The organism is Sediminibacter sp. Hel_I_10, from assembly GCF_000688335.1.
Taxonomy (GTDB): Bacteria; Bacteroidota; Bacteroidia; order Flavobacteriales; family Flavobacteriaceae; genus Psychroserpens.
Window position 1 is genome coordinate 1,882,300 of sequence record NZ_JHZX01000001.1, and the last position, 23,040, is coordinate 1,905,339.

At 34.7% G+C, this 23,040-nt stretch carries 21 protein-coding genes; 15 read left to right on the forward strand and 6 right to left on the reverse strand.

Annotated features, from left to right (window positions below; all coding sequences use genetic code 11):
• Positions 1-33: 33 nt before the first annotated feature.
• Positions 34-1,149, forward strand: a complete 1,116-nt coding sequence (locus P176_RS0108400) for a glycosyltransferase family 4 protein (protein WP_197022156.1) — start codon at positions 34-36, stop codon at positions 1,147-1,149.
• Entirely contained in the window at positions 1,146-2,990 is a 1,845-nt protein-coding gene (locus tag P176_RS0108405; RefSeq protein ID WP_081820693.1) for a heparinase II/III family protein, read from the forward strand. The genes P176_RS0108400 and P176_RS0108405 overlap by 4 nt, the downstream gene beginning before the upstream one ends.
• Before the next feature lie 15 nt (positions 2,991-3,005).
• Here the strand turns inward: P176_RS0108405 and P176_RS0108410 are convergent, their stop codons facing one another.
• Positions 3,006-4,277: an O-antigen ligase gene (locus P176_RS0108410; RefSeq protein WP_026754292.1), complete on the reverse strand. Its 1,272-nt coding sequence runs from the start codon at positions 4,275-4,277 to the stop codon at positions 3,006-3,008.
• Between the two features lie 381 nt (positions 4,278-4,658).
• On the opposite strand from P176_RS0108410, the gene P176_RS0108415 reads away from it, so the two are divergent.
• The 3 genes from P176_RS0108415 (at position 4,659) to P176_RS0108425 (ending at position 7,553) form a co-directional block, all read left to right on the forward strand.
• Complete coding sequence (locus P176_RS0108415; RefSeq protein ID WP_156032996.1) at positions 4,659-5,345, forward strand: hypothetical protein; 687 nt, start codon at positions 4,659-4,661, stop codon at positions 5,343-5,345.
• A complete protein-coding gene (locus tag P176_RS0108420) occupies positions 5,308-6,045 on the forward strand; it encodes a WecB/TagA/CpsF family glycosyltransferase (RefSeq protein WP_026754294.1) in 738 nt (245 codons plus the stop codon). Before P176_RS0108415 ends, P176_RS0108420 begins: the two co-directional genes overlap by 38 nt.
• A gap of 149 nt (positions 6,046-6,194) precedes the next feature.
• Positions 6,195-7,553 (forward strand): undecaprenyl-phosphate glucose phosphotransferase, encoded by a 1,359-nt coding sequence (locus P176_RS0108425; RefSeq protein ID WP_026754295.1) that lies wholly within the window; start codon positions 6,195-6,197, stop codon positions 7,551-7,553.
• Here P176_RS0108425 and P176_RS0108430 read toward each other — a convergent pair.
• Positions 7,550-8,713: a glycosyltransferase family 4 protein gene (locus P176_RS0108430; protein ID WP_026754296.1), complete on the reverse strand. Its 1,164-nt coding sequence runs from the start codon at positions 8,711-8,713 to the stop codon at positions 7,550-7,552. The two genes, P176_RS0108425 and P176_RS0108430, sit on opposite strands and share 4 nt — an antisense overlap.
• Positions 8,710-10,032: a phenylacetate--CoA ligase family protein gene (locus P176_RS0108435; RefSeq protein ID WP_026754297.1), complete on the reverse strand. Its 1,323-nt coding sequence runs from the start codon at positions 10,030-10,032 to the stop codon at positions 8,710-8,712. The genes P176_RS0108430 and P176_RS0108435 overlap by 4 nt, the downstream gene beginning before the upstream one ends.
• Positions 10,033-10,137: 105 nt before the next feature.
• Between P176_RS0108435 and purD the strand changes: the two genes are divergently transcribed.
• Positions 10,138-11,412: a phosphoribosylamine--glycine ligase gene (purD, locus tag P176_RS0108440; protein ID WP_026754298.1), complete on the forward strand. Its 1,275-nt coding sequence runs from the start codon at positions 10,138-10,140 to the stop codon at positions 11,410-11,412.
• A 21-nt stretch (positions 11,413-11,433) separates the two neighbouring features.
• On the opposite strand, the gene P176_RS0108445 is transcribed toward purD, so the two are convergent.
• Positions 11,434-11,661 carry a hypothetical protein gene (locus P176_RS0108445; RefSeq protein WP_026754299.1) on the reverse strand — a complete coding sequence of 76 codons (228 nt, stop codon included), beginning with the start codon at positions 11,659-11,661 and terminating at the stop codon, positions 11,434-11,436.
• 115 nt (positions 11,662-11,776) lie between these two features.
• Here P176_RS0108445 and P176_RS0108450 point away from each other — a divergent pair, with 115 nt between their 5' ends.
• Entirely contained in the window at positions 11,777-12,700 is a 924-nt protein-coding gene (locus P176_RS0108450) for a DUF6427 family protein (protein ID WP_026754300.1), read from the forward strand.
• On the opposite strand, the gene upp is transcribed toward P176_RS0108450, so the two are convergent.
• Positions 12,689-13,348, reverse strand: a complete 660-nt coding sequence (upp, locus tag P176_RS0108455) for a uracil phosphoribosyltransferase (protein WP_026754301.1) — start codon at positions 13,346-13,348, stop codon at positions 12,689-12,691. The genes P176_RS0108450 and upp overlap by 12 nt on opposite strands.
• Before the next feature lie 68 nt (positions 13,349-13,416).
• Here upp and P176_RS0108460 point away from each other — a divergent pair, with 68 nt between their 5' ends.
• Positions 13,417-14,025, forward strand: a complete 609-nt coding sequence (locus tag P176_RS0108460; RefSeq protein ID WP_026754302.1) for a DUF4254 domain-containing protein — start codon at positions 13,417-13,419, stop codon at positions 14,023-14,025.
• Positions 14,026-14,051: 26 nt separating this feature from the next.
• On the forward strand, positions 14,052-15,086 hold the full coding sequence (locus P176_RS0108465) for a glycosyltransferase family 9 protein (RefSeq protein WP_231481215.1): 1,035 nt from the start codon (positions 14,052-14,054) through the stop codon (positions 15,084-15,086).
• 188 nt (positions 15,087-15,274) lie between these two features.
• On the opposite strand, the gene P176_RS0108470 is transcribed toward P176_RS0108465, so the two are convergent.
• Positions 15,275-16,327, reverse strand: a complete 1,053-nt coding sequence (locus tag P176_RS0108470; RefSeq protein ID WP_026754304.1) for a ferredoxin--NADP reductase — start codon at positions 16,325-16,327, stop codon at positions 15,275-15,277.
• A gap of 112 nt (positions 16,328-16,439) precedes the next feature.
• On the opposite strand from P176_RS0108470, the gene P176_RS0108475 reads away from it, so the two are divergent.
• The 6 genes from P176_RS0108475 to P176_RS0108500 all read left to right on the forward strand — a co-directional run bounded on the left by P176_RS0108475 (position 16,440) and on the right by P176_RS0108500 (position 23,035).
• The gene (locus tag P176_RS0108475; protein WP_026754305.1) at positions 16,440-16,775 is read left to right on the forward strand and encodes a PadR family transcriptional regulator; all 336 of its coding nucleotides are present in this window, start codon (positions 16,440-16,442) and stop codon (positions 16,773-16,775) included.
• Positions 16,763-17,479, forward strand: coding sequence for a hypothetical protein (locus tag P176_RS0108480; protein ID WP_156032998.1), 717 nt, complete (start codon positions 16,763-16,765; stop codon positions 17,477-17,479). Before P176_RS0108475 ends, P176_RS0108480 begins: the two co-directional genes overlap by 13 nt.
• A 60-nt stretch (positions 17,480-17,539) precedes the next feature.
• Entirely contained in the window at positions 17,540-17,947 is a 408-nt protein-coding gene (locus P176_RS0108485) for a DUF2059 domain-containing protein (RefSeq protein ID WP_026754307.1), read from the forward strand.
• Between the two features lie 27 nt (positions 17,948-17,974).
• Positions 17,975-19,456, forward strand: a complete 1,482-nt coding sequence (locus tag P176_RS0108490; RefSeq protein WP_037348841.1) for a DUF5687 family protein — start codon at positions 17,975-17,977, stop codon at positions 19,454-19,456.
• Positions 19,457-19,467: 11 nt separating this feature from the next.
• Positions 19,468-20,175, forward strand: coding sequence for an ABC transporter ATP-binding protein (locus P176_RS0108495; RefSeq protein WP_026754309.1), 708 nt, complete (start codon positions 19,468-19,470; stop codon positions 20,173-20,175).
• A 304-nt stretch (positions 20,176-20,479) separates the two neighbouring features.
• Positions 20,480-23,035 carry a tetratricopeptide repeat protein gene (locus P176_RS0108500; RefSeq protein WP_026754310.1) on the forward strand — a complete coding sequence of 852 codons (2,556 nt, stop codon included), beginning with the start codon at positions 20,480-20,482 and terminating at the stop codon, positions 23,033-23,035.
• The last annotated feature ends 5 nt before the right edge of the window (positions 23,036-23,040 follow it).

The window sequence follows — 23,040 nt, forward strand, 5'->3', positions numbered from 1 at the left end:
TCTGGTTCAAGTATTAGAACGAGAGATATTGTAATGGCACAAAGAGATGTTGGCCTTAATCCGGTTGTTGTTTCTAGTCCATTTCAAAATGGAATTAGTGATTCGGAATTAGATATAATTAATGATATTAAACACTATAGAACCTATAATAATAAGCCTGATTATTTAGTCAAAGAAAGCAAGACGCCTTTAAATAAAAGAATCCTTAAAAGTTTTGCCATTTTTTCATTTTACAAAAAAGTAAAACTAATTCTAAGCGTAGAAAAACCTGATATTTTACATGCACATGCAACCTTTTTTTGTGCTATAGTTGCTATTGTATTGGGAAGAAAGTTTAAGATTCCTGTAGTATATGAGGTGCGTTCCTTGTGGGAAGAGAGAGAAAAAAATGGCGCCAACAACTATATAAAAAAAATACAACCTAAAATTATTTCATATATTGAAACGGAGTGTATGAAAAGAGCTGATAAAGTCATTGTTATAAACGAAAATTTAAGACAGAACATTAGTGATCGGGGAATTAGAAATGTTGAAGTCATAACAAACGCTGTAAGTTTATCTTTAATAGATAAGACCATTGATTACAATCAAACGTTTCCTTTAAGATTTGGTTATATCGGCAGTGTAAGCCCCATTGAAGGTTTAGATTTAATTATAAAGTTATGGGCTAAGCTTGAAAGCGAAGAATTTACTAATAAATTCTATATTTACGGGTCTGGGACGTTTCTAAACGAGCTCATCAATTTAAAAGAGAATCTGGGAGTTAAAAATGTTATTTTCAAAGGCCGTGTAGAGTCTGACAAAATAAACCTTGCTTTTAAAAATATAGATGTGATAATTAACCCTAGAATTAAATCAAAAATTTCTGATACTGTTACCCCTTTAAAGCCTTTAGAGGCTATGGCGTATAAGAAATTAGTAATAGCAAGTGATGTTGGCGGTATGAAAGAATTGATAACAGATAACTTTAACGGAATTTTGTTTAAGAGTGATTCACTCGAAGCTTTAGAGCGCTCAATTATGCAATTAGTGAAAAATGGTCTAGATTTTAAAATAATTAGCCAAGCATATAAATATGTGACTGAAAATAGAAGTTGGAGTAATAATGCGAAGAAGTATGATATCATATATAAAAAATTAAAAACATGAAATCAACTATAAACATAATATTTATCTTTTTATTTATGAATTTTGGTTGTGCACAGAAGCAAAATTACTCTAATGCGGAAAGCTTAAATAAATTAACTAAAAGAGTTGACATAACAAAAAACGTAGCAGCCGAAGCGAAGAATTATATTGTTAATAATGAAATTTATGTTTTTAATTTATGGAAACCTTTTAAGTATAATGATGCCATTAATTGGGATGCTAACCCATATAATAATAAATCCTGGCGATTATATTTCCAAAGTTTAAGAATGTTAGGTTTTTTAGCCGAAGATTATAATTACACAAAAGATGTTGCCGATATAAACAAGTCTAAGGAAATAATATACTCATGGTATGCTCATTATAAAAGTGATTTCACAGAGCAACCCAAGGACTTATCTTCCGATGTATGGAATGATCATGCTGTTGCAAACAGAGTTCTTAATTTATTACATGTTTATTTTACTTATCCTGATGAAAAGAGGTTAAGAAGTAAAATTATAGAAATGTTAAGTTTTCATTGTGAATGGCTTTACTTAGACTCAAACTATACCCAAGGTAATCACGCAGTGATGATTGACAGAGCCTTACTCCAAGTATCACAACTATTGAATTTTAAAGAAGGACAAAAGTGGCAGGAAAAAGCTATTGAAAGATTAGATAATATTTTTGACATTGAAGTTACAGATGAAGGCGTGTGTACGGAAAACAGTCCAGGGTATCATCTTTATGTATTAGACCTTTTAATAGAAATCACAGAGCTTTTTACTAGTTATGATTTAAAATACAATAAAGATTGGGATTCTAAAATAGGTGAAATGAAACTTTTTGCTGAAGCTATAATTAAGCCGAATAATACAATGCCAATCATTGGTGACACCTATTATTCTAAATATCCAATGAATTTAATTGAAAAATACGGAGCCACTCCTGATTCATCAAATGTTGGTTCTATTCCCAAAAAGGATGCAGGCCATGTAAAAAGAAATAGCGCTTTCAAGGTTTTCCCGAAAAGCGGTTATTTCATATATAAAGAGCAGGCTTTAGGTGATTTGAACGCTGTTAAAGCTATAGAGCGAACCTATTTATCCTTTATCAATACAAACCTATCGCCAGTTCATAAGCATAACGATTTTATGTCAATTACTTTATCGAGTAATAATGAAGATTTAATAACCGACGCAGGACATTTAGGATATGAAAAAGACAGTATTTCTAAATTTGTAAGAACCACATTTGCGCATAGTGGAATTACAGTTAACAATCAAGAGTTCAATTTTAAAAAAATCGATTCCAATGATGTGAAAATTGAAAATTTTACAATAAATGAAAATTACGCTATAATTGAGTCGAGTTTAAAAACTAAATCATTCATGTTGAAAAGAGCTTTATTGGTTTTTAAACCAAATTTTATTTTAATAAGTGATAGTGTGACAAGTTTAAGTGACGATAATGAGTTTGAACTAAATCAAATTTTTAATCTTGGCAGCGGTTTTTATAATTTTGAGGAAGCGGGTAATACTAAATGGGTTTTAAACTTTAAAAAAAATGATTTAATCTTTAATCAATATATAGCCCCATCAAAAGTTAACGTTTTTTCAAGCAACATCGATTCTCATGAATTTCGAGGAGTGAATACTTTGGGCTACGGGAAAGCCATTGATGGCAATATGGTAGTTTTTTCAAAAAAGGCTAAAAATAAAAAGGCGCAAATAGTAACGTTAATTGAGGTAAAAAATGGCAACTATGGTGAAGCTTTAAGTTTTGAAGTAGTAGATGAAGAAGACCAAATTAAAATTATAAATAATGACAATGAGCTTATTTATGAAATTAAAAAATAAATCCCTCAATCTATTTTAACGATCTTCTTTAGAGTTGAAAAGACATAAAATAAAGCTGACAAACATTATTCCATGATGTCGTTCAAGGTAAGATTCTGTCATAAAAACAATTATTAAATAAATTATAAAAGCTTTAGCAGTAAGATAAAGTAACTTTTTGGAAGGTTGTAAAAATGAACTGTACAATAAAAATAAGAGAATCACAACTCCAATAATACCAATCCCAACATAGGTTTGAATATATTGATTATGAGCATTGTAACTGAGTCTTGCACTTTTTAATAGATTGTTTTTATAATTACTTTCAATAATACTTTGGTTAGCATCTCCGGCCCCATTACCAAAAATAAAATTTTTATTTCCCTCAATAGCAGACTCCCATTGGATTATTTTAGAGTATCCAGATTTTATATATACTCCATTTGAATACTGCATCCCAATAAGCTCTTGAAACCGATAGCGAGTTGATCTAACATTAAATAAAATAAAGGAAAATACAAGACCTAATAAAATGAGACTAAAAACTGTTTTTATTTTGCCATAAGGTGTTTTAAATTTTAAATACGTTAAGAATATAGACACTAAGACTAGTGCGGCTAAAGGCATTCTGCTAGATAAATGAACTGAATAAAAAAACATCAAAAGCAAAATTGCAATACTCAAAAATTTATGAATACTAGAAGTCTTGAAATTTGAAATTAAATAAATAATACAAAATGAAACCTGAAGCATCATGTAGGGAGGATGTATGTCAATTTTATTAGCTAAATCTATATAGGAATAATCCTTTCTAAACAATAAAAAGAGACTATCACCATTAGCCAAAATGCTCCAAATTGTTGAGAGTTCACTATAGATAATAAGCGCACAGATCCAATAAATATAAATACGGATAATTTTTTTTAAGGCTTTTTCCTTAACGGTAATTGTAGAAAATATAAAAGGAAAAATTAAAAAGGGTACTTGGTTTAAAAAGTACTTGAATCCATTTTCTATATTCGCAGTGTAGAAAATACTAAAGCACACAATAAAATAGTATAGATAAAAGGGATAAAATTCCCAGAATTTTTTAACCTTAAAATCTTTATATTTTACCACACTATAACCTAATAGTAATATAACGGATATTGAGTTCAAATTATATTTTAAAGGAGCGGTAATAAAAAAAAGTGCTAACAATAAACAAACAATGTTATGCTTGATACTTATTTTAGAAAAAATAGTCCTCAAATAGTAATAACAATTATTCTTTTCAGTGAGTTTATTACCAAAATCTATGGCTTTCATTACAGTGGTTTATATGTTTCTTTAAGCTTTTTCATAAAATTGGTATTTGTTGTCTTCACTTTTTTTTTAGCTCTTAAAGACGATAAGAATAAATTATCAAAATACCTGCTATGTCTTTGCTGTTATTTGTTATTTGAGCTATTAATATATAACGGTAGCGTAAAAATAGATTTTTATATTTACGCTGTACGATACTTATACGTCTTATTGTTTTTAATTTTTTTTAAAGAGTATAACAAATCTAATAAGTATAAAATACTAACTTATATAGATCGATTATTATTATTAAATTCTGCACTAATAATTATTGGGCTTGTTTTCGATTTAAAATTTTTTGAGACCTATAGGGGAGATCGGCTAGGGTACAATGGTTTTATCAATATGATTAGCGATACTAATTATATCTATAGCTTTTATATTTTAGTTAATCTTATATATCCACCATTAAAAAGAAATAAGATACTTATAGTTTTAAATGTATTAATTGCAATTTTAGTGGGAACAAAAATGGTTATTTTTTTAGCGCTTATTTTTTTAGTGATAAAACTCTTTGATTATAATAAATATTCTTTCTATGTAGCATTAAGTACTGTTACAATTACACTATTATACTATAAAACCTTCGCAATAAGTTTTTTTACAAATATTTTTAAGGAACACATCATAATATATGAGAAGGATGGGTTGCTATCAGCCATATCGAGTACGAGGTTTTCAAATGCTATTAATTCTTTTACAAGAATTTTTAACGGCGAAGTTCAAATTATGGATATCTTATTTTATAATCGTGAATTTATCGACTATCGGGTCGAAATGGAAATGTTCGACTTACTCTTTTTTTGGGGAATACTTGGTACTGCTCTTTTTTTATGGATTTTCTATCGTATTAGTAAAGAATTTATAAATCGTAAGGATACTGCTATTTTTATCATTATACTTATTCTTAGTTTTCTAGGGGGTAAACTTTTAACTAACTTTGCCGGATTATTCATAATGTACTCCTTTTTTACTGCAACGCCTTATCACATAGATGAACAAAATAAACATCCTCAAAGCTTACATTCATAATCTCAATATGCAAGAAACCTTGCTATTGGTTGAAAACACGATTTCCAATGGAAAGCAGTTGCATCACGTTGTTGTTAATGCTGGTAAAATTGTCGCTATGCAAGAGGATGCTGAATTAAGATTGAGCGTAAACTCCAGCGATTTGATCAATGCAGATGGTCAAGCCGTAGTTTGGGCCTCTAAATTTTTAAATAAGCCTCTAAAAGAGCGAGTAGCAGGAATAGATTTAATGTCTAATATAATAGACTTAGCCCATTCTAAAAATTATAAAATCTTTTTCCTTGGAGCCAAAGAAGAGATCGTCAAGAAAGTAGTTGAAACTTATTCCACAAAATTTTCTCCAGATATTATCGCGGGATACCGCAATGGTTATTTCGACATTACCGAGGAAGAGGAAATAGCTAAGCAGATTTCAAGCAGCAATGCTAATATCTTATTTGTAGCAATTAGCTCTCCAACTAAAGAAAATTTTTTATACAATAACAAAAAATATTTGAAAAACGTAAGTTTTATAATGGGAGTTGGCGGTAGTTTTGATGTGGTGTCTGGTAAAATAAAAAGAGCACCATTGTGGATGCAGAATGTAGGTTTAGAGTGGTTTTATCGCTTTCTACAAGAACCTAAACGCATGTGGAAACGTTATCTTATTGGCAATTCAAAATTCATTTTTTTAGTTTTAAAAGAAAAGTTCAAATCTTAAAAGTATTTGCACATCGAAATCTTCAAATTAAAAGAGAGGTTTTCTGAATTTTTGAATTAAATTTCGCTCAAAACATACCGCGGTTTATCTTTGGAAAAATATGCTTTCCTTAATTGAGGGAAATTATTTAAAATTTCAATTAAAACAATTTGAGTTTATTTAAACAAGGCCGATATTCTGGATACCTAAGACCTATTTCATATCTCATTGATTTGAGCATTGTCAATGGTTTTGCTGTGTTTTATTTTTTTAAAAATATTGATCCCGTCATATTTGTGGGGTTTGCGTCTTTATCATGGATCATCCTTTCTGTATATTCTAACTTTTATGAAGTATACCGATATACCAGAGAGGTAAAAATATTGTCCTTTATCTTAACACAACTCGTCTTATTTACACTCATTATATTTGCATTTTCTGGATATTACCATGAACAGAATATTTATCCAATCACCATTTTTAATTATAGCGTCGCTGTATTTCTAAGTATTAGTTTCTTCAAATTTGCCATCTACTACCTTCTGCAGAAATATCGGGTATCCTTCGGCGGAAATTACAGAAGAACGGTGATTTTTGGCGCCAATAAAAAAACCTTGGCCTTAGAGCAGTTTTTTAATAAGAACCCAGAATATGGCTACATTCATACAAAGACCTTTAGTTTTAAAGAACGAAAATTAATTAATCTGAACGAATGCTTTCGGTTTATTAAAGAAGAACAAATTGATGAGATTTACTGTTCCATTTCAGAACTAACCAACTTACAGATTAGTGAAATAGTAGATTTTGCCGATAACAATCTCAAGATTTTAAAGTTTCTGCCAGACAACAAAGAGATTTACTCTAAGAAACTTAAGTACGAATATTATGATTATATCCCCATACTTTCCTTAAGAAATATTGCTCTAGAAGATTCTCTTAACACCGTAATCAAAAGAACGTTCGACATTCTCTTCTCAAGTTTCATCATCATATTCGTGTTATCTTGGCTAACACCAATCATTGCGATATTTATTAAGTTAGAATCTAAGGGCCCCGTCTTTTTTAAACAGTCTAGAAACGGCTTTAACTTTAAAGAATTTGATTGTTATAAGTTTAGGTCTATGACACCAAATCAAGATGCACATTTATACCAAGCCACACGTGGAGATCAGCGTATCACTAAAATTGGGAGGTTTATAAGAAAAACAAGTATTGATGAATTACCTCAATTTTTCAATGTACTTTTTGGAGACATGTCTGTGGTTGGACCTAGACCTCACATGGTAAGCCACACAAACATATATGCCAAGAAAATTGACAAATTTATGGTACGCCATTTTGTAAAACCAGGCATTACTGGCTTAGCGCAAATAAGCGGATATAGAGGAGAAATTGAAACAGACAAAGACATTATTGGTAGAGTAAAATATGATATATTCTATATTGAAAACTGGTCTTTGCTTCTCGATTTAAAAATCATTACTCGTACCTTTTTAAGCGCCATCAAGGGAGATGACAAAGCTTATTAAAGTACCTCTTTTAAGTGTCTTAATTGCTCATTAAAATTAAAATGGGAGACTGCTGATTGCTGTATCTCTCTTCGGAAATCGTTCGTAATCATCCCAACTTCAATACTTGAAATTACTTCATTGAGCGCGTCATAATTAGCTGCCTCTGCAATCCAGCCCAGTTTAAATTCCTTAATGACAGTCTCTCCCTCACCGCCTCCAAAATATAACATTGGTAGACCCAATCGTGCATATTCAAAAATCTTTGAGGGTACAGATCCATAAATTCGGTTTAACAACGGTATGATGGCCAAATCATATTGCAATAACACCTTATGGAGTTCTGCTCTGCCCACTTGACCGTGGTAGTATATAGGAAGACTTTTATTTTCTGGAATAAACCTTTCAATTTTAGATTGCTCAGCTCCAGAACCATAGATATGCAACTCAATGTTATTGTAATCTATGTTCTGGCACAGCTTATAAATCCCTTGTGCAATACCTAAAAGACCGGCATAAACAATGGTAAGTTTCTTTTTCTCTATCAAATTGCCCTGCAATTTAGGAGGTTCAAAATCTGGATAGTTTCGATATAAAAATTGGGGAACAGTTGGAGAAATTGATGTGATATGTGTCAAGATCTCTTCACTTTGACCTAATGCTAAGTCAGCATTTCTATAGTTGAATGCTTCAATACGCTCTAAAAGTCTATAGCTCCAATTCTTTTTGAAAACACCAAGCTCTAACCCTGCAATTGGCCAAAGATCACTCACATTTAAAATTAGCTTGCGCTTTTTAGAACGCAAAAACAACATACACGTAAAGGCGACCAATAGTGGGGGCGATTGCACAATGACAGTCTTTGGTAATGTATTCCACATAAAAAACCAGACCAAGCTAAAACTGTAAGACAACATCGCTAAAAGTCTTAAAGCTTTGTTTTTTGAGTTGCTGGCATAAATCCATAAACGATTAATGGTCAATCCGTCTTCATTTGAAATGTGTTTGAACCGCCCTCTGTACCCATCAAAAATTTGACCGGTAGGGTAATTGGGCAAAGGTGTCAATACTTGAACCTTATAATCCATCTGTTTTAATCCATGAGCCAAATGAAAAATTCGGTTAGAGGCCGCCCCAGTTTCTGGAGGAAAATAACTTGTTATAATGGCAATGTCCTTCATGAGTCTTCAATATTAACCAGGGAAGAAAATTGTTTGAGTTTTCCACTATCAGATCGTGATAAACGCTCTTTCCGTTCAAAATTTACGGTAAGGCCATCTTCGAGATAGGTAACTATCGCTTTCAAAATGGTGTTCTTTTTTTCTTCTGAAAGTAACGTTTCGCTCACATAAGTAATTTTAAAAAGATGACGCTTCTGCTGTTCAATTACAAATTCCTTGACGTTTCCGTCGTTTTCAATAATACTTTTGGTAATGTAGTAAAAGGTCAAACCTGCTGCTTTTTTTCCGCTTGGCAAAATAGCAATATCGTTGGTTCTCCCCACTAATTTTTCTAAAATCGGTTTTTGAAGTGTACTGGCTTTAGATAACTGTCCTATATCCCCAATATCGTAGCGTATGAAAGGATGTGCTTTATTATAAAGTGAGGTAATGACGATTCGGCCTTCTGTTCCATTAGGAACAACCTCACCTTGCGCATTCAATATCTCAACATAAAGCGTTTCACTATTTACTTGCCAGTCACCTTTTGGATTTTGAAAAGCAATCAAATCTAACTCAGAGGCGCCATATTCATTGACAATAGGCACTCCAAACGCCTCTTCCATTAACTGCCTATCGTCTTCAAATAACATTTCCGAAGTAACGATACACACCTTAAGCGAGGGACAGATGGATTTTAATTTAAGATCACGTGTTTTCAAAAATTTAGCAAACTGCACAATAGAACTGGTGTAGCCATTAATATAATCAAAAGGGCTACGCTCAAACTTTTGTAAACAGGTCTCAAAAGCTGCATCGCTCAAATCAAAAACCGAAAACCGATATCGATTCCCAAAAGCATCTTTAAGACGCTCTTTGTAATACCCCTTTTTATCAAGCGGAATGCCGTAAAATCGCGCTTGCTTCGAGCTATTAAAATCTAAACCGTACCAACCAAATCTGTTTTGTATCACTGCCCAAGTCATGGCGTGACAAAACTTGTCTTTGGCAAAAATAAAGGGATCGCCAGAAGAGCCAGACGTTTTATTGATATAGACATGCTTTGAAGAAAAGCCATGAGAGAGCCGTTCTTCTAAAGAAGATTGTAGGTCGCGTTTGGTCATTACTGGAAGGTGCTCCCAATCTGAAATGTCACGAGAATGAACTATCGCTTTATAAAAGGGGTTGTTCTTAATATGAAAGTCAAGGATATCTTTTCGTTTTTTGGATAGAAATGAATCGAAAGCCTGTTCTTTTATTTCTTGAATAGCAGTCAACTCTCGCTTTGCTTTTTCCAGCGGAAAGCCATTCAATTTTAAGGTAAGGTCAAACAATTTCACAAAAAACAGCACTAGTATTTGATGTAAAGTAAAGAAAAAAACTCGCCTTACAATCCTCTTGGAGCCACTAAAAACTATTATTTTTACACAAAATCAACAACTTTTATGACCATTCTAATTCTTGGTTCTGGCGGAAGGGAACATACCTTCGCTTGGAAATTAGCTCAAAGCCCTAAATGTGAGAAACTATATGTTGCACCTGGAAATTCTGGTACTGCTCAAATAGCCACTAACGTCAACATTAATGTCACAGATTTTGAAGCCATTAAGGCTTTGGTGATAGAGCACCAAATTGATATGGTGGTGGTTGGCCCAGAAGATCCTTTGGTTTTGGGTATTCATGATTTTTTCTTGAATGATGACACGTTAAAAACTGTTGCTGTGATAGGGCCACAAAAGGCTGCTGCGGCTTTAGAGGGTAGTAAGGAGTTTGCTAAAGAATTTTTGATTCGGCATCATATTCCTACTGCAGCCTACCAAAGTTTTAATGCTGAAAACATTTCCGAAGGATACGCTTTTTTAGAAACACTTACACCTCCCTATGTTTTAAAAGCAGACGGTCTAGCTGCCGGAAAAGGCGTATTGATACTCAATGACCTCAACGAGGCCAAAACCGAATTAAAAAGCATGCTTCTAGATGCTAAGTTTGGAGATGCAAGTCAAAAAGTGGTCATTGAAGAATTTTTGGATGGTATTGAATTGAGTTGCTTTGTCTTAACCGACGGTAAGCATTATAAAATATTACCTACAGCCAAAGATTACAAAAGAATTGGTGAAGGTGACACTGGTCTTAATACTGGCGGCATGGGTGCCATTTCTCCCGTTCCATTTGCTTCTGAAAGCTTTTTGAAAAAAGTAGAAGATCAAATTGTAAAGCCAACGGTAGATGGTTTGATAAAAGATAAGCTCCCGTATAAAGGATTTATTTTTATAGGTCTTATCAAAGTTGGAGATGATCCTAAGGTGATTGAGTACAATGTAAGAATGGGTGATCCAGAAACAGAAGTTGTCTTACCAAGACTTAAAAATGATCTCGTTTCTCTTTTTAAAGCGATTTCTGAAGAACGCCTTAATGAGATTCAAATTGATATTGATAACCGTGCAGCAACTACCGTGATGCTTGTTTCTGGTGGATATCCTGAGGCTTATGAAAAAGGAAAAGAAATCTCTGGACTTGAAACCATTACAGACTCTATTGCTTTCCATGCTGGCTCTGTTTTAAAAGATGGTAAAATAGTAACTTCAGGAGGGCGCGTCATGGCGATAACCTCTTATGGGGACAGCTATCAAGAGGCCATAAAAAAATCTTACCAAACTATAGCAAAACTACATTTTGATAAGATCAATTATCGTAAAGATATTGGATTTGATCTCGATTAAACATCGAGATCAAAACTCATATTATAGGTAAGAATGTGAGGTAATGCTTTTGTTCTCCTCATCATTATCATTGTACTTCTTAAGTTGTAGCATCCAATAGACAAAAGCCACAATACCAACAATGATAAATAACCAAGATGCAAAGTTTGCAGCCCACCAGTTATCTAACTCCAAAGCTCTTAATGCATCATAAGGTGCAAAAAGAACGTCTACAAATAAATCTTGAATAGCGTAAAAAAAATCTTTCATTGTCACAATATTTCAGAAACCGATAAACGTTTCAGTTGATATACTCTTATATTTACCGCACAAAATTACGTATTTGTTTTCAAATTGAGAATTTAAATTCGATTAAACTATCGCAATGCTCTCGGTGTTTTTCAATAAATCAAAACCTATCCATTATGTAGTGCTTGGCATTTTACTTTTGGTCATTTTCACAGTTTCAAGACTTAATGTGCAAGTTCAAGAACTTGACACCCTTTGGATCTTGAAACAATTGGGCGTTTTTATCGCGTTGATCATTTCAGTATTTGTCTTTGATTTTTTTGTGACTAAAAATAAACTCACTCAAAAAAACAGCTTCAAAATGCTCTTGTTTTTGGTTTTTGTTGCCATTTTACCAGAGACATTAATGAACGCAAAGATTGTATTGGCCAACCTATTTTTGATTTTTGCCTTACGCCGTATGTTGAGCCTTAGAACCCATCGCGATGTAAAGAAAAAACTTTTTGACGCCGCCTTTTGGGTTGCGGCTGCCTCCTTACTCTATTTTTGGTGTATCGTGTTTTTTATCTTGATTTACGTGGCGCTTTTAGTGTATAGTTTTAGTGAAATAAAAAATTATCTCATCCCTCTAGTGGGATTGGCAACTGTGGGCATTATCGTTGTTTGTTATAGAATCCTAATGAATATTGAGATTCTTAACGGTCTGAAGACATTTACAGCATACAGTTTAGATTTCAGTTCTCTAAACTCTAAGCGCATTATTATTGGAACTACCGTATTGTTTTCTTTGGGGCTATGGTCCTTGTTTTACTATCTGAGGAACATTAAATCAAAAATGAAAAGTCATAGACCCACTTTTAAACTCATCGTCTTTAATTTAATCCTTTGTCTATTTGTAATTGCTGTTGCTCCTTCAAAAAATGGAAGTGAGTTCATTTTTCTGTTCACACCATTGGCAATTATTATTACCAACTACTTAGAAATTATCTCAGAAAAGTGGTTCAAAGAAAGTTTTCTTTGGCTTTTGGTTGTCACGCCTTTCGTGATTTTAGTTTTGTAGTTTTTGTCCAAAAGCCAAGTCACCAGCATCTCCTAGACCAGGGACAATATAGCCTTTGTCACTTAATTGATCATCTACCGCTGCAATCCAAAGGTGCGTAGTTTTCGAAAAGTGTTTTGACACAAAATCAACGCCTTCTTTTGCCCCTATAACACTTACCAGATGCACCTCTTTAGGAGTTCCAAAAGGCTTTAGTGCTTCAAATGTAGCTACCATAGATTGACCCGTAGCTAGCATAGGGTCAGCCAACAGCAAGGTTTTACCCTCAAGATTTGGACAGGCCAAATACTCCACAATAATCTCAAAACTTTCGGGATCGTGCTTGTGATGTCGATATGCCGAAATAAAAGCATTTTCAGCATCGTCAAAATAGTTAAGCAGGCCGTTATGCAAAGGCACCCCTGCTCTTAAAATTGAACATAAAACGATATCACTGTTATAAATCTGTGTATGGGATTCTCCAAGAGGTGTTTTAATAATTTGATCTTTAAACTGAAGCGTTTTACTCAACTCATAGCCCAAAACTTCCCCAATGCGCTCAATGTTTCTCCTAAAGCGCATCCGATCCTGCTGTATGTTTACATCACGCAGTTCTGCAATAAATGAGTTAAGAATCGAGTTGTCTTCAGATAAGTTATGAACCTGCATGCTTGATGGGTATTTAGAGGTCTAAAGTTAATAATTCCCCATATATTTGTACTTTAATTTAAGCGTTTATGTTTTCAAAAAAAGCCAATACCATCTTTCAAGAGGTTATAACTACCTATCATGTAGTAAATAGCGTTGATCAATCTTTTCACAATCCCTATCATAAAGAAGACCAATTAATCGAGCATTTACTATATAGAAAATGTTGGATTGATACGGTACAATGGCATTATGAGGACATCATAAGAGACCCTAATATTGACCCTGTAGCGGCGTTAAAATTAAAGCGTCAAATTGATGCCTCTAACCAAGACAGAACAGATATGGTGGAGTATATTGACAGCTATTTTCTTGAAAAATATAAAACGGTTTCTCCTAAGGATGAGGCAACCATTAATACAGAAAGTCCTGCCTGGGGTGTAGATAGGCTTTCTATTTTAGCTCTTAAAATATATCATATGCATGAGGAAGCCACTCGCGAAGACGCCTCAAATGCACATCGCGAAGCTTGCCAGAAAAAACTTGATATTTTATTAGAACAACGAGTAGATCTGTCTACTGCAATAGATACATTATTAAAAGATATCAGCCAAGGAGACAAATACATGAAAGTCTACAAGCAGATGAAAATGTATAATGATGATGAACTCAACCCAGTCTTGCGCTCACAGAAATAATGATACCTAATTAAGGCGTCACCTAAATGATGCAGAAGTCTAGCCATAAGCATATTTTAGTTATAAGATTGTCTGCAATGGGCGATGTGGCCATGACCGTTCCCGTCTTAAGGGCATTTACCCAAACATATCCAGATATCAAGGTTACGGTGGTAACCAAGTCTTTTTTCAAACCCTTCTTTAGGGATCTGAAAAATGTTTCAGTGTTTGAGGCAGATCTCAAAGGGCGACATAGTGGACTTCTGGGATTATGGCGTTTGGCCAAAGAGTTAAAACTCCTCAAGTTTGATGTGGTTGCGGACTTTCATAATGTACTGCGCAGCAATATTCTAAAAATAATATTCTTTTTCTTCGGAAAACAAACAGTACAAATCAACAAAGGTCGGGCTGAGAAAAAAGCCTTGGTTACTGGTCAGCATTTCAAACAACTAAAAACCTCACACCAACGTTATGCAGATGTCTTAGAAGGCTTGGGTTTTCAAGTTGACTTATCAAACCCTACATTTCCAGAACGAGCTTCTTTAGATGAAGAACTCGTTACCTTTATTGGTAAAGACACGAAGCGATGGATAGGGGTTGCTCCTTTTGCAGCTTTTGCTGGCAAGGTCTACCCTATCGATCTTATGGAAACCGTTATTGATGACTTATCAAAACGCTACAAAGTTTTACTTTTTGGTGCTGGCAAAGAGGAAGAGTTATTGCTCAAAAAGCTTTCGGAAAACAAAAGTCAAGTACTTAATTTGGCCGGAAAATTCTCCCTAAGTCAAGAGCTTGATATCATATCTAACCTAGACCTTATGGTTGCCATGGATTCTGGCAATGCCCATATGGCAGCAATGATGGGTATTGAGGTGGTGACCATTTGGGGGGTGACCCATCCCTATGCTGGTTTTTATCCTTTTAACCAAAGCAAGCAAAATGCGGCTTTAGCAGACCGAAAACAATATCCTCAAATTCCCACGTCCGTTTACGGCAAAACGCTTCCTAAAGGTTACGAGAACATCTTAAGAAGTGTATCTCCAGAACAAGTTATTGCAAAAGTTGAGCACATTTTGACATAAAAAAAGCCCCGTTTTTCAACGAGGCTAGGTATAGAATTTCTTAAATAATCCCTATAATTAATTCTAATCCTGGGGCGAATTTATTTTTTATACATCTAAGTCTAAAGAAAATGTTAAAACATCTTTTTGAAATTCGACAAAGTGCGCGTTTTAAAGATAAAAAGCCGTTTTATGCAATGATGCTTCAATTATATGTCATCATAGTCTATCGTTATGCTCGCTGTAGTTGGATGCGCTTGGCAAGTTAAGATCAATCCTTCAGCAACCTCACTATCTGTTAAAATATTGTTTTGTCGCATTGTAGCTTCGCCTTCGGTAATTCTTGCCAAACAACTACTACAAATTCCGCCTTGGCAAGAATAGGGCGCATCAATATCTTCATCTAACGCTGCTTGTAATATGGAATCTTCTTGAGACATTTCAAAAGTGAAGGTTTCATCATCTAAAATAACCGTTGTCTTTGTTTGTCCCTCTCCTATGCTAGCAGACGCCTCTTGTGCAGGTTGAGCCGCTTGAAATAATTCAAAGTGAATCGTGTTCTCGTGCGCTCCGTTTTCAACCAAAACCTCTTTGACATGATGTATCATGGCTTCTGGTCCGCACAAATAATAAGCATCAATATCTAGCCCTTTGTGCTTGTTTTTAAAGACATAGTTCACGTTGCTCTTTTCAATTCTCCCAAAGATCGCATCTACTTCATCGGCTTGGCTAAATACCAATTGAAGGTGAAATCTGTCTTGATATTTTTGATGAAGTAACACTAGCTCTTCCAAAAACATGGTCTCTGCTTTGGACTTATTCCCATAAATCAAAACCACTTGATGCTCCGTCTCCTCTAAAGCACATTTAACGATACTTAATATAGGTGTGATACCACTTCCCGCAGCAAAAAGCGCAATGTTTTTAACAGACGTATCCATAGGGTCAAATAAAAATCTTCCATTTGGAGGAGCAACTTCCAAAGTATCTCCTACTTTTAAAGTGGTGTTAGCATACGCCGAAAAAGTCCCATTGGCCACCTCTTTAACGGCAACTTTTAACAGGCCGCTCTTTGGAGATGCAAATAAGGAATAATCCCGTCTTACCTCTTTTCCGTTAACCATACATTTAAGCGTGATGTACTGTCCTGCTTTAAATTGAAACTGGGAGGATAAGGATTCTGGCACCTCAAAACTAATGGCAACTGCCTTAGCGGTTTCTCGATGAATATCTTTTATAACAAGTTGATGAAATTGAGCCATGTCATTTATTTTTTGCAAAAATACGCAAGCCAAAACGGTTTTCTTTTCAATTTCAAGAGAAAAATAATGGACCTCTAAAATAGATGCCTAAGAAATTTATGTATATTTGATTATGGCAAATTCCAAATTATATAAGGGCAGCTTGGTTACCATTATCTTAAGACTTTTGAAAGAAAATGATAAAATGTATGGTTACGAGATCACACAAAAAGTTAAAGCAATTACCAAGGGCCAACTTAACATTACAGAAGGTGCATTATACCCTGCCTTACATAAATTGGAGGCTGATGGTTTGCTAGAGGTCGAAGTTGCTAAAGTTGATAACCGCTTACGCAAGTATTATAAACTTACTGAAAAAGGCACCAAGGAAACCGTAAATAAATTACAAGAGTTACAAGATTACATCACCATGATGCAAACACTCGTTAACCCTAAATGGAGTTTATAATAATGAAGCACATTACCGAAACACATATAGAACGGCTCTACAGTTTTACGGAACAACATTACGTTGAGTTTTACGATTTACAAACCGAACTCGTTGACCATCTCGCCAACGATATTGAAGCCATTTGGGAACAAAATCCACAACTGAGCTTTGAGGAGGCTAGAGATCAATCTTTTAAAAAGTTCGGGATATTTGGTTTTATGGAGGTTGTAGAACAGCGTCAAAAAGCCATGAACAAACGTTACTACAAGTATTTATGGCAAGAACTAAAAACTTGGTTTGGGATCCCTAAAATATTGGCTACTCTTGCTTTAATTTGTGCGTTGTATACTTTGTTTTCCATTCCGTTTGGTAATTACTGGCTTGTAGCTATTTATGCCATTATCGTTGTGTGTTCATTTTATAGTATGGTCAAACTCTCTAGAAGTTATAGGCAAAGAAAGGCCGTCTCGAGCAAAAAGTGGCTGCTTGAAGATATCATTTTTAAGCAAGCAGGCGGAATTGGATTTGCACTGATTTCACAAGTACCATCACTTTATAATTTTTCAGACGAACTTCTAAATTCATTTTATTCCATATTGATCATATCCCTTGTAACATCTGCATTTATTCTTTTCAGCTTTATAAGTTTTTATTTACTTCCAAATAAAGCCGAAAGTCTTTTAAAAGAGACTTATCCAGAATTTGAGGCCGTTAATTTGTAACAAAATTTAATTTAAGACTACTCATACATTAAAACCACAACTATTTAAAAAACAAAACACATGAAAAAATTATTATTTGCTGCTGTATTTTTATTTATAATCTCTTCAATTCAAGCTCAAGAAAATTCTGAGTTTAAACAACAAACAATTGAGTTTATAAAACTAACCGGAACTTCTGATGCTTTCGACAGCGCGATTTCTCAAATTGGCATGGCTGTACCTGCAGAGAAAAAAGAAGCGTATAAAAAGGAGGCCAACGCTACGCTTGATGATCTTTATGGAAAAATCGCCGATCTTTACATGAAGGAGTTTACAAAAGAAGATATTGCTGAGTTGGTAAAATTCTATAAAACTGATCTTGGTAAAAAGTTAGCTTCAAAACAAACGACGCTTACCCAATCTGCAATGATGGTAGGTCAAACCTGGGGGATGCAAGTTCAGCAGATTGCTCAAAAATATACCAACTAAGATATCCTATTCAACCAACCAAGAATCATGACCTTAAAACAGTTTCTTAATTTAGAATGGAAACAGTATGTAAGATCTGCATACTGGCAAAAAAGCATCGCCATAAACATCCTTTTGGTGTTTGTGGCCTTGTACTTTATGCTCATGTTCTTGATTATGGGCATTGCCCTTTATCCCGGACTTAAAGAGGTTTTTCCAGAGCAAGATCCCTTTGTTGTAGTAAACAACTATCTGTTTTACTATGTCTTAATGGATATTGTTTTGCGTTTCTTTTTTCAGAAATTACCCGTTATGAGTGTCAAACCATTGTTGACACTCCCGGTGAGACGCAGTAATGTGGTACATTATGTACTTCGTAAATCGGCATTCTCATTTTTTAACTTTTTACCGCTATTTGCATTTTTGCCATTTAACATCATGTTATTAGCCAACGGCTATCCTCCAGGATCTGTGATCACTTGGTTTTTTGCAATTGTTATTTTAACGCTTATCATCAACTTTCTCAATTTTATTATTGAGAGTTTTTCTTCGGAAACAGAGCTGTCATTTCTGCCGTTACTACTTATAACCGGAGGTTTATTTGCTTTAAATTTTTTCAATATCATTTCCTTTTCAGAAGTAATATCAAGCTCCTTTCAAGCGATATACGCTAGCCCTATCTTCATTGTAGTGCTGTTAGCTATTCTTGTAGGGCTCTACCTCTTCAACCATAAACTATTAAAGGCTAAACTTTATCTTGACAGCGGTCTCAAAACAAAAGCCACAGAAGTTAATGCCTCTTCTATGGAGTGGACCAAACGTTTTGGAAACATTGCGCCTTTTTTACAACTGGATCTTAAATTGATTTGGCGAAACAAACGCACCAAATCTTCCGTTTGGATGCTGGTGCTTGGCCTGCTTTACGGTTTGTTTTTCTATCCGCAGCAGTCTTATCAAGACATGCCTTGGTTTTTTGCCTTTATCGGCATTTTTGTTACCGGGATATTTTTAATCAATTTCGGACAATTTGTACCGGCATGGGACAGTGGCTATTACAAAATGCTCATGAGCCAAAACATTAAGTATGAACAATATTTAAAATCTAAGTTCATACTCATGACCATGAGTGTCATCTTATTATTTGTACTCAGCATCCCTTATGTCTATTTTGGCTGGAAAATTTTATTGGCACATTTTGCCGCAGCGCTTTACAATATTGGCGTAAACACGCATGTCATTTTAATTGGTGGCTCTTATAATCGTAAAAAAATTGACTTAAGCCAACGCGCCGCTTTCAACTATCAAGGTACAGGAGCTGTACAATGGCTTATTGGTATCCCTCTCATGCTATTACCATTGGCTATTTTTGGTATTACTTATGCGCTTCTTTCTTTTGAAATTGCTTGCTCGGTTCTAAGCCTTTTAGGGATTATTGGCATTGTATTACACCCTAAGCTAATGACCTACATTGTGAAGAAATATCAAAATTCTAAATACAAAATGATCGGTGCGTTTGCACAAGACAATTAATCTAACCTCTCATGATACAAACTGAAAATCTTTCAAAATCCTACGGTTCAAAAACTGTTTTGAAAATAGACCATCTCGATATCCCCAAAGGTCAAAGCTTCGGGCTTGTAGGCAACAACGGCGCCGGGAAAACAACCTATTTCAGTCTGTTATTGGATTTGATTCAACCAACCAGCGGTCACATAAAAAATAACGGCGTTGAAGTTGACAAAAGTGAAGACTGGAAACCTTTTACCTCTGCTTTTATAGACGAGAGTTTCTTGATTGGATATCTTACCCCAGAAGAATATTTTTATTTCATAGGAGAGCTTCGTGGTCAAAACAAAGCCGATGTGGACATGCTGGTCGCTCAGTTTTCTGATTTTTTCCATGGCGAAATCTTAAATCAAAAAAAATACTTGAGAGATTTAAGTAAAGGGAACCAGAAAAAAGCGGGTATTGTTGCCGCTCTCATAGGAAAACCAGAAGTCATTATATTAGATGAGCCCTTCGCTAATTTAGATCCAACCACCCAAATTAGACTCAAAGGCATCATTAAAGATTTGGCTGAGACCCAAGGCGTCACCGTTTTGGTATCTAGCCATGACCTCATGCATGTAACCGATGTATGCGAAAGAATCGTTGTCTTAGAAAAAGGAGAGATTGTTAAGGACTTAGCAACTAATGAAGCTACTTTAAAAGAACTTGAAGCCCATTTCTCTGGAAGTACTTTAGTATAATAAGCTCTATATTGTTTGTGCCGCTTTTTGAGATTGCATCTTATTTTGCATTGGCAATTCTAAAGAGATCAATTACATCAACGAAGTCAAGTCTATACTCTATATCTTTTTATTTCTAAAAAAGGAAGGCTGAGTCATTTTTAATATGCTGTCTAAAACTATCACTACAATTACCCAAACCCAATTGGATACCAACAGAAATACGTAAAAACCCATTCAAAATTCAAAAAGATGCTTATTTTTACAGCATTACATAATATTTATAACACAATCTAGTTATACCTATTACAAAAAACTTAACCTTTTGAAAACAACGTTAAAAGTCGTTATTTTTATGTTTGTCGCCTTGCTTTTGGTGACCAGTTGCTCACGAAAAAAGGACACCTTTGTCAATAGGAACTTCCATGCTTTAGGCACAAAATATAACATTCTCTACAATGGCGAGATTGCTTTAGAAAATGGTAGAGCTACCGTAGATAATGCTGCCACAGATAACTATTGGGAACTTCTGCCTATAGAACGTATGCAGGTTTCAGAAGATATCTTTCTACCTGGTCAATCTAAAAATCAAGATTTTGAACGTGCTGAGGAAAAAGCGATTAAGGCCGTTCAAAAACACGGGATGAACATTAAAGGCAAAGAGCACAATCCACAAATTGATGAAGCCTATTTACTTTTAGGTAAAGCACGTTACTTTGATCAGCGTTTTATTCCTGCACTAGAGGCTTTCAACTACATCCTCTACAAATATCCAGCAAGTGATAAAATCAATACCGCTAAGGTCTGGAGAGAGAAAACAAATGTGAGACTTGATAATGATGATTTAGCGATAAAAAATCTAAAACGCCTTTTAGAACAAGAACAACTAGAAGACCAAGACCTTGCAGATGCTACGGCTATTTTAGCACAAGCTTATATTAACACAAAAGCTAAAGATAGCGCCATTACCCAATTGGCCGTAGCTGCAGAGTACACGAGTAAAAACAAAGAAAAAGCCCGTTACAATTATATCATTGGGCAACTCTATAATGATTTTGGCAAAATTGACAGTGCCAATATCGCTTTTGATAAGGTGATAAACATGCACCGTAAAATCCCAAGATCCTATTACATTAATGCGCATTTGGCCAAAGCCACCAATTTTGACTCTATCAACGGAGACAAGCTGGCCTTTCTAGAATATTTAACAGATTTAGAAGAGGATCGAGAAAATCGTCCGTTTTTAGATAAGATCTATTATCGCATTGCAGAGTTTCATAGATCAAATCAACGAGACTCTATGGCTGTAGCTTATTACAATAAGTCTTTACGTGCCACTAGAGGCGACAAAGAACTTAAGTCCAGAGATTATCTTACTCTTGGCAACATGAATTTTGACCAGGCCATATACAAAGTTGCAGGTGCTTATTACGACAGTACCATGACCAACATGAAACTCAACTCTAAGCCCTATCGCATCATTAAGCGGAAACGTGAAAATTTGGATGATGTGATCTATTATGAGGATATTGCCAAAGCAAACGACAGCATTCTTCATTTAGCAGGGTTATCAGAAGCAGACCAACTCGCCTATTTTACAGAGTACACCACAAAACTTAAGGCCATTGCCGAAGCAGAAGCCTTAAAAGCAGAAGCAGAAAAACGTCGCAACGCCGGAATACAAACCGTGGCAAACGCCAATAAAGTAGGTCAAGCACCTTCAAGGGCTCCAGCTGGGGCGATACCTGGTAAGCAAGACTTTTATTTTTACAACCAAACGACCGTATCTTATGGTAAAAATGAATTTGTGAAAATTTGGGGCGATCGTGAGTTAAAGGATAATTGGAGATTATCTAGCTCAAAGAGCAACACCTTTAATGCTATTAAAGATGGTGATAGTTTGGCCGATGCGGTAGTAGACGAGCGTTTTGATCCTAATTTTTATATCTCCCAAATTCCGTTAGAACAAACGGTTTTAGACAGCTTGGCCAAAGATCGTAATTTTGCTTATTACCAATTAGGAAGCATTTATAAAGATAAATTCAAAGAATACGAGCTTGCTAAAAATCGATTAGAATCACTTCTAAAAAACAATCCTGAAGATCGGTTGATTCTACCTTCTAAGTACAATCTTTATAAATTGTATATAGAACTTGGTGAAGATCAAAATGCCGAGAACATGAAAATGGATATCATTAACAATCATTCAGAATCAAGATATGCTGAAATTTTGCTTAATCCAGAATCCAATCTCAATAATGACGAAAACAGCCCTGAAAGCTTATATGCAAACCTGTATCAACAGTTTTTAGATCAAGAATATGCCGAGGTGATCGCTAAGGCAGAAACATACATCAAACAATTTGAAGGCGACCCTATGGCGCCTAAGTTTGAAATATTAAAGGCATCTGCCAACGGAAGGCTGTATGGATTTGAGGCCTACAAGACCGGAGTGAATTATGTGGCCCTTACCTATCCAAATTCCGAAGAAGGAAAAATCGCAGAACAAATTATTGAAACCTCATTTCCATTATTTGCAAATAAAACCTTTATTAGTGATGATGAGGCAAAACACTTCAATGTACTCTACCCATTTAAGGCTGCTGAAAACGAAAAAATTGCTGACTTTAAAACAAAACTGGATGAGGCCATTTCTAAAATAACCTATTTTGATCTTAGTACTTCTATTGATGTGTATGATGAAGATACTATCTTTGTAGTGGTGCACGGTCTTAAAAGCGTACAAGGCGCTACAGGATTTGCAGAAATTCTTGAAGAAAGAAAAGTTAAAATTAATCGTAATTTCTATTCTATTTCGTCCCCAAACTACGAAATCATACAACGACACAAAAGTCTTAACGAGTACTTAGCGGCTCAATAAACCGA

Bases quoted from the DNA above. Each gene is read 5' to 3' on its own strand.
- P176_RS0108400 (WP_197022156.1), top strand. From the start codon at position 34: ATGGCACAAAGAGATGTTGGCCTTAATCCGGTTGTTGTTTCTAGTCCA.
- P176_RS0108405 (WP_081820693.1), top strand. From the start codon at position 1,146: ATGAAATCAACTATAAACATAATATTTATCTTTTTATTTATGAATTTT.
- P176_RS0108410 (WP_026754292.1), bottom strand. From the start codon at position 4,277: ATGAAAGCCATAGATTTTGGTAATAAACTCACTGAAAAGAATAATTGT.
- P176_RS0108415 (WP_156032996.1), top strand. From the start codon at position 4,659: ATGATTAGCGATACTAATTATATCTATAGCTTTTATATTTTAGTTAAT.
- P176_RS0108420 (WP_026754294.1), top strand. From the start codon at position 5,308: ATGAACAAAATAAACATCCTCAAAGCTTACATTCATAATCTCAATATG.
- P176_RS0108430 (WP_026754296.1), bottom strand. From the start codon at position 8,713: ATGAAGGACATTGCCATTATAACAAGTTATTTTCCTCCAGAAACTGGG.
- purD (WP_026754298.1), top strand. From the start codon at position 10,138: ATGACCATTCTAATTCTTGGTTCTGGCGGAAGGGAACATACCTTCGCT.
- P176_RS0108445 (WP_026754299.1), bottom strand. From the start codon at position 11,661: ATGAAAGATTTTTTTTACGCTATTCAAGATTTATTTGTAGACGTTCTT.
- P176_RS0108450 (WP_026754300.1), top strand. From the start codon at position 11,777: ATGCTCTCGGTGTTTTTCAATAAATCAAAACCTATCCATTATGTAGTG.
- upp (WP_026754301.1), bottom strand. From the start codon at position 13,348: ATGCAGGTTCATAACTTATCTGAAGACAACTCGATTCTTAACTCATTT.
- P176_RS0108460 (WP_026754302.1), top strand. From the start codon at position 13,417: ATGTTTTCAAAAAAAGCCAATACCATCTTTCAAGAGGTTATAACTACC.
- P176_RS0108465 (WP_231481215.1), top strand. From the start codon at position 14,052: ATGATGCAGAAGTCTAGCCATAAGCATATTTTAGTTATAAGATTGTCT.
- P176_RS0108470 (WP_026754304.1), bottom strand. From the start codon at position 16,327: ATGGCTCAATTTCATCAACTTGTTATAAAAGATATTCATCGAGAAACC.
- P176_RS0108475 (WP_026754305.1), top strand. From the start codon at position 16,440: ATGGCAAATTCCAAATTATATAAGGGCAGCTTGGTTACCATTATCTTA.
- P176_RS0108480 (WP_156032998.1), top strand. From the start codon at position 16,763: ATGGAGTTTATAATAATGAAGCACATTACCGAAACACATATAGAACGG.
- P176_RS0108485 (WP_026754307.1), top strand. From the start codon at position 17,540: ATGAAAAAATTATTATTTGCTGCTGTATTTTTATTTATAATCTCTTCA.
- P176_RS0108490 (WP_037348841.1), top strand. From the start codon at position 17,975: ATGACCTTAAAACAGTTTCTTAATTTAGAATGGAAACAGTATGTAAGA.
- P176_RS0108495 (WP_026754309.1), top strand. From the start codon at position 19,468: ATGATACAAACTGAAAATCTTTCAAAATCCTACGGTTCAAAAACTGTT.